The organism is Patescibacteria group bacterium, from assembly GCA_041661625.1.
GTDB lineage: Bacteria > Patescibacteriota > Patescibacteriia > JAHIZJ01 > JAHIZJ01 > JBAZUB01.
The window spans coordinates 1-7,395 of the sequence record JBAZUB010000011.1; the positions used below are offsets into that span (position 1 = coordinate 1).

Below are 7,395 nucleotides of genomic sequence, written 5' to 3' on the forward strand. Positions count from 1 at the left end.
ATGCTCCGATTCAAACAGCCTTAGTGCCGATATCTGGGATTCATAACATTATTGTTTGCGGTATCCGCAAAGCGAGCGAGCTGGTTCAATCTGAAACAGTAACAGGTGGTTTCACCTTCGAGTAGGAGTTGACGTGGCCGATATAGAGAAAACTGGTGATTGGGACGGATTCGCAGCGATTCTAGCGAAAGCGTCAAGCCAGTTCAAATCCAATGTCAAAGACGCTACGAATACGAGCGGACGGTTACTCGAAGGGAAAATAGTCCAGCGGATATCGTCTGGGCAAGTTATGCCAGCAACGAGTCCGAGGTTTACAGCCTGGAAAGAGGCGCACGGATACTCAGGCACGACCCTAATCATGACTAGCAGTTTGATTAATGCCATTAAATACGAAAACAAAGATTGGGCCGAGGGTTTTGTTGGTGTGAAACGAAGCGCTGTTAGTAACGACGGTAAGAGCCTGATTAATGTGGCGCTGGCTCACGAATATGGCAAGGGGAGAAAATCCAGGCCCTTTATTAGGCCGGTGATTGAATCCGAAGGCCCAAAAATCGCTGAGGTTTATCAGCAGGCAATCGACGAGACATTTAAGAAATGATCGCATTGGTTGACACACACATAATCGAGCAACTCCAGCGGGTAAAACGCGAGGACATTTCTGTTACTGTGTATGGCCCCGGAGCGGCGAGACCCAAGGGAAAGATGGTCCCGCCCTGCTATGCCGTCAGCCACTATATGCCGCCGCAGCCGGACATGACCAAGACGAGGCCATATCTCGATGATTACGAGCCGTCGGATAAACAGGCGGTCGTTATCTATCCCAAAGCGTTCGATGAGAACGGAGATCCAATTGAGATTACCGGACCAGATTCGTGGACACATCGCAAATGGCCGATACCGCACAACCTGTTTTACCAAATTGACCTTGTCGCGACCGATCAGAACGAAGCTTACGCCCTATATCTGGGGCTCGTTGAAGCGTTACCTATACCCTACATGTTCCGGATCGGGAGTTGCGCTGTGAAAATGATCGAAGCGGCCAAACCAGCGAACCTAAATGAGGTGGAGAAGCCGCTATTTAGAAGCTCTTACAGCTACAAATGTAGCAATGTTTGGACCGCCCGGTCACTAAGCGACACGGTCCCAGGAATAAAAATAATGGACAGGCGGCTTATGCTGTCTGACCCGCAATAGCGAAGGAGGCCCTGTGATGGCCAAAAAACAAACAGAATACGCCCCGGAAATATTGGTTGAAGAGCCAACAGTCCCGGCCACAGAAGGGCCTATGGATTACCGCAGGGCAGTGAACCTGAGCAATAGGCCACTCATGGGCCTTCCGCTTGGGGATGGTACGACCATATCGATGTCCTCTGGCCCCTTTTCCAAAAACGACACACACATCAGTAGGCCGTTTTTGAATAAATTCGTGGGCTCATACCTAAAGCGGCTTGAAAAAGCGGGCAAAATCAAACTTGTCCCTGACAGAGGAGACGCATAATGGCCTACGTAGGACGCAAACGAGCAATAGTTGAGAATTACGATTTATCGGGGCGGCCCGCATCGACCTCCGTGGGTTTTACGGTCGCATTGACTCAGACATTAAAAGGCAAGGTTGGCGTGCCTTATATGTTCGGCAAGGGCGATGAAGCCCGTTTCATCGAAACAATGGGTGACACGACCGACTTGTTTCCAGGTCCGGCGATGTGTTTGACCACAATCAAAAACGGCGGGAATCTAATTGTTTTTCGTGTTGCGCATTATACGGATATTGCCGACGCTGCCACTTGCACAACACTCCCAGCATCTTGCCTAATAGAGGACAGGGGCGGGACCCCAACAGCGGGCGCGGCTATCAGCGCAGCGGGACCATTCCTATTCCAATTGCCGATAGCAGGCGCTTTTACCGGATCAGAGATTGGACCGTTTATTTTCGCATTAGACACCAACGACAAGTTCAAAATCCGTGTTCGACATGCAACTGTCTGGGGATCGCCTCAGACTGTTCAATTCGCAGCGGCTGAAACTACAGCGCAAGTTACGTGCGACCAGATAAACGCTCAAACAGACGGTATAAACGCTACTGTCTCGGTGGGCAAGGTTCACGTAGCCACTACAGACGCTAACGATGACGTTGAAATTCTGACTGTCACTTACGATTGTTATTCAACGCTCGGTATATCAGAAGTAGAACACAACCACACTGAAGGCACAATCGGGCTCAGTGTTTCGATTGACGGCGAAGCGGACCAAGACTTTGTTTTCGCGCCGACAGGCAGCGAGACAAGCACATTCTATCTAACCTCTGCTCAAGTGGCGACTCAGATGTCTGCGTTGACAGACGCGACCGTTTCGAGCGCACAAGGCAAGGTAACTTTAACCTCTGATACAATTGGTGTCGACTCAACCGTTCAGGTTAACGCTGCTAGTACGGCCCTTGCGGTATTTGGATTCGACTCAACTGAGCATGTGGGCGCATCAGGAGCAGTGGTTGAGGCATGGAAACTCGAACTCACCGGGCCGGGCGCTTACGGCAACAGTAGCGCAATCTATTTTTATGAGAGTCCTCGCAGCCCCGGCGAGCGCATGGATTACAGAAGAATCACACCGGGCGAGAAGGAAGTCTACTACCCGAATCTGAGCCGTGATCCGAATGACGCATTTTTCTGGAAAAACTATATCAACGTCCACGATGAGGGTGTGACTATCACTGATGTCGCCTCCCCGAACGTCGCGCCGTATGACTGGCCTGCGCTCAACAGCGTAGGGATAACACTCAGCGGCGGTTCTGATGGAACAACAGTTCTCACCGATGCGGACTGGATCGGCCATTCAGTTTCTAAAACGGGCTTCTACGCCATAGACAAATGCCGAATCCCAATCATCCATTTTTTTGCGTTTGGCACGGAATCCAACGTAGTCCACGAATACGCTAAAATCTGGGCTGAATCCAGGATAGCGAAATTTTATCATGGGGCCACGCCAGCGGGAATGACTCCAGATGAGGCTGTCGATTACGTGGAGGGGAACCCGCCGGATTATAGCCATGCGGCATTCAATAGCGCGAGCATGAGTTTAATCACAAAAGAGCCGGTGGTGTATGACAGCCGCAACAACGGAACAGTGGCTATTAATGGACTGCCTTACCTCGCCGCTGCGATAACCCGCACCGAAGAGGTTTACGGACCAGGTATGGCGCCATTTGGCATAAAACGCGGGCAATGTCCCGGAGTGCTCGATATTGAAGACAATGTGGATGAGGATACCGCCGGATGGGATCTGCTATCACTTCACCAGCTCAACGCAGTTGTAATGCTCAAGAACAGTGACCGCAACAGGGGAAACCAAGGGGTTTATTTGTGGGGCGGTTACACGATGCAACAGAACCCCAACAAAATGCAGGATTGGGCGATTGTCTGGTTACTCAAGGCGTACGAGTTGCGGACCTATCCGATTCTCCAGCGCTATATCCACGACCCGAACAGACCCAGCATTTGGGGTGAGCTGAAACGAGAGATGGCGCCGATGTTCCGCGAGGATCTTAGAAAAGAGAAATTCGCCGGGATATTTGTGGAATTTGACGATGGGTCGTATTTTGCGGATGGCGAACTCAAAGGAGCAGTGTTGAACACCGCCGATTCAATGGATATGGGTGAATATATTTGCCGGATTCTGATTAAGCCATTTTCGCAGATCGGCTGGCCAATTGCGCAATTTGGGACAATGCGAACCGGCGACCCGTGGGCGACATACGCTACGAGCGCAACATTGCCGAACTTTATCCGGCTGTAACGAAGGCAGGGAATAGGAGAAACACAAAATGATAAGTGGTGCGCAAATAATAGAAAATCCGCTGCCAGTCAGCAAATTTATCGCAAACATCACGGGTGTGAGCCCATTTGTGGTAACCAAATATAAAGCCCCTAAGTCTGAGGTCGGGGTGCGAGTACTCGAGAGCGGAGGCCAGACGATTCCTGTCAAACACGCGGGATCTCACAAGGGTTACGAATTCTCGATGACCATCATAATCCCCGCAACAGGAACACAACGCACATTTCTATGGAATAAACACAAAGCCGTACTCACCAGGGACAAAAGCCTGTATTCGTTCGATATGAGCGTAACGCACCTTGGGCCTGATGATGAGCCGTCGCTGGAATACACGCACGACAACGCATGGATCAAAAGCATGGATCCCGAAGAACTAGACGGAACCAAGCACGACGACAATATGACCTGGAAACTGGAGCTGGTGTGTGACGATTTCGACCAGGTGGAGCGATAAACGATGGCCGGTTATATCGAACGAGAGTTTCAATTAATAGTCTCCGGGCTAGATTGTATAGTCCGGGGACAGGACGGTAACTGGGAACAATACCTGTTCGATAATACCGAGCGTATAAACGAGGCCCTCCCAGAGTATTGGGCAGGGTTAACCTTGATGCTTGGTGATAACGAGAAGGTGAAAACAAGGGACCTGCTTGAATTGAGAAGCCCTGATCTTAACCAGATAGCAATTGAGATTTTCCGCGCCGGGACGTTGACAGATTCTATAATTCTCCGGGGTAAATGTTCGGAATGCAAGAAATCAGTTAACTGGGCCAAGGATCTCGCGACACTAGATTTCATGCCGATCCCGGATGACAAAACTGGACCCGACCCAACGTTTGAATTCACAACGCCACAATGGGGAACCGAGGTCGTCTGGGGTTATCTCACCGGCCAACAGGAACTCGAACAGAGAAAAATTCCGGGATTTAATCCTACTCGGCAAACATGGAAAGCTATTCGTTCTGTAAATGGCAGGACTGACTTCACGCTAAAAGAAGTGCTGGCGTGGCCGATTGCTGATCAAGAGGCTATCAGGGGAGAGATTGAAGACAAGCAGTGCGGTTACGATCCTCGTATCTGGCTAGAACACACTTGCGGAAGCGAGGTTGTGATTAATCTCCTCGGGGACCCTTCTTTTATGATGCCAGGAATCCATTCAGCGGCGAGGCGCTCGCGAATCTAGGGTTTTACCTGGGGTATAAATCCTGGCAGTTGTTTTTTGGTGGGCACGACATAAGGCAAGAGATTTTTAATTGCCACTATCACCTAAAGCAAGACATCGAGGCGACCTGGCGACTCGCCTCCTCTAAGCGACGGTTGGCGTGGGAACAATGGGAAAAGCAACAGGCTTATGAAGAGAAACAACGACCAAAGAGCTAGGCTGTAGAATGAGCGCAATCACCGACGTTGGCGTAAATTTCAAAATGGAGGGGATGAGCGACTTCCAGAGCAGGTTACAAACGTTGGAAAGCCAATGGAAAAGTTTCTCTAGTGCAATGGATAAAGCGCCTAAAGTTAACGAACATTTCCAGAAAATTGGAGATCATGTCGGAAACATTCAGCAAAAACTCGGAGGAGTTATTACGGCTGGTAAAGCTGCTTTAGCAGCACTACTAGCCTTTGAGGGGGCCAAAAAGGCACTTAAATGGGGGATTGGAAATGAAGAAGTTGCGGAAGCTAGGACATTTGCTACATTTTCGATGCCCACTGATGTTCGAGAAGCATTTCTGCCAGAATATGCGAAGATCAGAGAGGAATTCAAGGCATCTATGGCCGATCTGGAGATAGCGGGGTATCAAATCTCTTCAGCTATGGCCGGAAAACCTCTACAAGAGCAGATTGAAGCCCTGCGAACAATGGGATATTACGCTAAGTTATTAGGATCTGACTTCACGACTGCGGCCAAATTCTACAAAGGATTCCTCGCTGCTTACGGCGAAAACTTACCAGCCGATAAACGAAAAACATTTGCTGAAGACACAATGGGAAACTTGCTTTCAGTAGCAAGGGATACACAGGTTGATCCTAAGGAACTTGCCTTGGGAATAAGTCAGGCCGCTCCTAGTTATTCCGAGCTTAAAGTCCCTGCCTCTCGGATGATTGCAGAGGTATCCCAATTGATGGCCGCTATGAAAGAACCAGCCAGGGCTGGCACAGCAGCGCGAACATTCTATGATCGGGCGACCGATATCGTCGGCAAGGTAGCTGAAGCTCAATACAAAATGGATTATATGAGCGGGAAAATCCAGGGGGCTCCCAGAGATTGGGGTCATCTGCGTGACCTGAAATGGAAAGCCGAACATGCACAGAAGGGTTCACAAGAACAGTTGATGGCCAGCCACGACCTGAAAGAAATGATGGCAAACGCTCCATATAAGGGGGATGTTGTTTCTGAACAGGCCGAGGAATCATTAAGATCGGGGAACCTTGACAACTTTTGGAAACTGTTTGGACCGTTAGTAAAAAAACTCCGATCAGAAAAGGGTGGGTTTAAGGCTCTTGAAAAAGCGGTTGGGACCGAACTTAGCTCGGCTGTTTTAATTCTATCAAAAGGATACGAAACAGGCGCAATCCAAGAAAAGGATACGCTTGGGGCTGTAAGCACTTTTGCTAAGGCGAAAAAATTAATAGACGACGCCAAGATGCACGAACTTCCCGAACAGTGGGCCTTAGTAACCCAGGCCGCGGAAACTCTCTCTGTAACAATGAAAACTGTATTTCATGATCCCTTGGAAACTCTTCTGGTTTCATGGCAAAAACTACTTCTCGATATATCAAAGGGTCTTACGGGAGAGGGGCCTTTGGGCCAAATAAAACAAGGCATGGGAAGCCTGAGCAAAGGAGTTACCGAGAGCTTTAGAGAAGCGCAAGAAAAAGCACACCCCGGAACGAGCGATAAGAGTTTTGCAGAAGCGACCCGTGAGAAGATAGAGGGAATGGACCTTAAGGCATGGGAAACCGCTGGGAGACAGATTGGCGAAGCTGCTTCAACTTTTGTCGAAACAATGAGCGCCTTAAAAAACCTGATTAGCCAATTATCAAAAGCAATTGGGCCACTTGTTACGCCAGAAAATATAGGAGCGACACTTACGGGCGGTCTTTTGTCTAAACTCGGAGACGGCGCTATAGAAAAAGCGCTCTTATTTACTCTTGGAGCTATGGGATATAAGGCCCTTTCTAATGCTCCAGCACGACCGTCAACCGCTGAACCTGGTGTGCTTGAAAGAGAAACGGGATATAACGCTGCCGGGCAAAAACTTACAACGCCAACGGATCGCCAAAACTATATGCCATCGCAATTACAAGCGCCTACCGGCGGTTGGGGATTACCTCAGGTTAATATAACATCTCAGCCTCAAGTTACGATTAATTGCGACGACCAGAAAATTAAAGATGCGTTGAAAGCAGAAGTCAAGGAAGAGGTCAAAACGGATCTCCAGAATGACCAGGCCCGTAACCGTGGCAATGCGAACGATGACGGGATACGTCGATGAGCAATTTCATCCGAGGCATGATTCTCCCAATTGATGGCGGCATTCCGGTCCCGTTTCAATGGAATCCCCGCGA

General features: G+C 49.5%; 7 protein-coding genes. All 7 read left to right on the top strand.

Annotated features, from left to right (window positions below; genetic code table 11):
• Window positions 1–133: 133 nt before the first annotated feature.
• The 7 genes from WC734_06330 to WC734_06360 all read left to right on the top strand — a co-directional run bounded on the left by WC734_06330 (window position 134) and on the right by WC734_06360 (window position 7,322).
• A complete protein-coding gene (locus tag WC734_06330; GenBank protein ID MFA6198733.1) occupies window positions 134–598 on the top strand; it encodes a hypothetical protein in 465 nt (154 codons plus the stop codon).
• Window positions 595–1,194, top strand: a complete 600-nt coding sequence (locus WC734_06335) for a hypothetical protein (GenBank protein MFA6198734.1) — start codon at window positions 595–597, stop codon at window positions 1,192–1,194. Before WC734_06330 ends, WC734_06335 begins: the two co-directional genes overlap by 4 nt.
• Before the next feature lie 16 nt (window positions 1,195–1,210).
• On the top strand, window positions 1,211–1,498 hold the full coding sequence (locus WC734_06340) for a hypothetical protein (protein MFA6198735.1): 288 nt from the start codon (window positions 1,211–1,213) through the stop codon (window positions 1,496–1,498).
• Entirely contained in the window at window positions 1,498–3,789 is a 2,292-nt protein-coding gene (locus WC734_06345; protein MFA6198736.1) for a hypothetical protein, read from the top strand. The genes WC734_06340 and WC734_06345 overlap by 1 nt, the downstream gene beginning before the upstream one ends.
• 223 nt (window positions 3,790–4,012) lie before the next feature.
• The gene (locus WC734_06350; GenBank protein ID MFA6198737.1) at window positions 4,013–4,282 is read left to right on the top strand and encodes a hypothetical protein; all 270 of its coding nucleotides are present in this window, start codon (window positions 4,013–4,015) and stop codon (window positions 4,280–4,282) included.
• Window positions 4,283–4,285: 3 nt separating this feature from the next.
• Entirely contained in the window at window positions 4,286–5,011 is a 726-nt protein-coding gene (locus tag WC734_06355) for a hypothetical protein (protein MFA6198738.1), read from the top strand.
• A 205-nt stretch (window positions 5,012–5,216) separates the two neighbouring features.
• On the top strand, window positions 5,217–7,322 hold the full coding sequence (locus WC734_06360; protein MFA6198739.1) for a hypothetical protein: 2,106 nt from the start codon (window positions 5,217–5,219) through the stop codon (window positions 7,320–7,322).
• The last annotated feature ends 73 nt before the right edge of the window (window positions 7,323–7,395 follow it).

Excerpts from the sequence above, each read along its gene's own strand:
- WC734_06335 (MFA6198734.1), top strand. The coding sequence starts at position 595 with ATGATCGCATTGGTTGACACACACATAATCGAGCAACTCCAGCGGGTA.
- WC734_06340 (MFA6198735.1), top strand. The coding sequence starts at position 1,211 with ATGGCCAAAAAACAAACAGAATACGCCCCGGAAATATTGGTTGAAGAG.
- WC734_06345 (MFA6198736.1), top strand. The coding sequence starts at position 1,498 with ATGGCCTACGTAGGACGCAAACGAGCAATAGTTGAGAATTACGATTTA.
- WC734_06350 (MFA6198737.1), top strand. The coding sequence starts at position 4,013 with ATGACCATCATAATCCCCGCAACAGGAACACAACGCACATTTCTATGG.
- WC734_06355 (MFA6198738.1), top strand. The coding sequence starts at position 4,286 with ATGGCCGGTTATATCGAACGAGAGTTTCAATTAATAGTCTCCGGGCTA.
- WC734_06360 (MFA6198739.1), top strand. The coding sequence starts at position 5,217 with ATGAGCGCAATCACCGACGTTGGCGTAAATTTCAAAATGGAGGGGATG.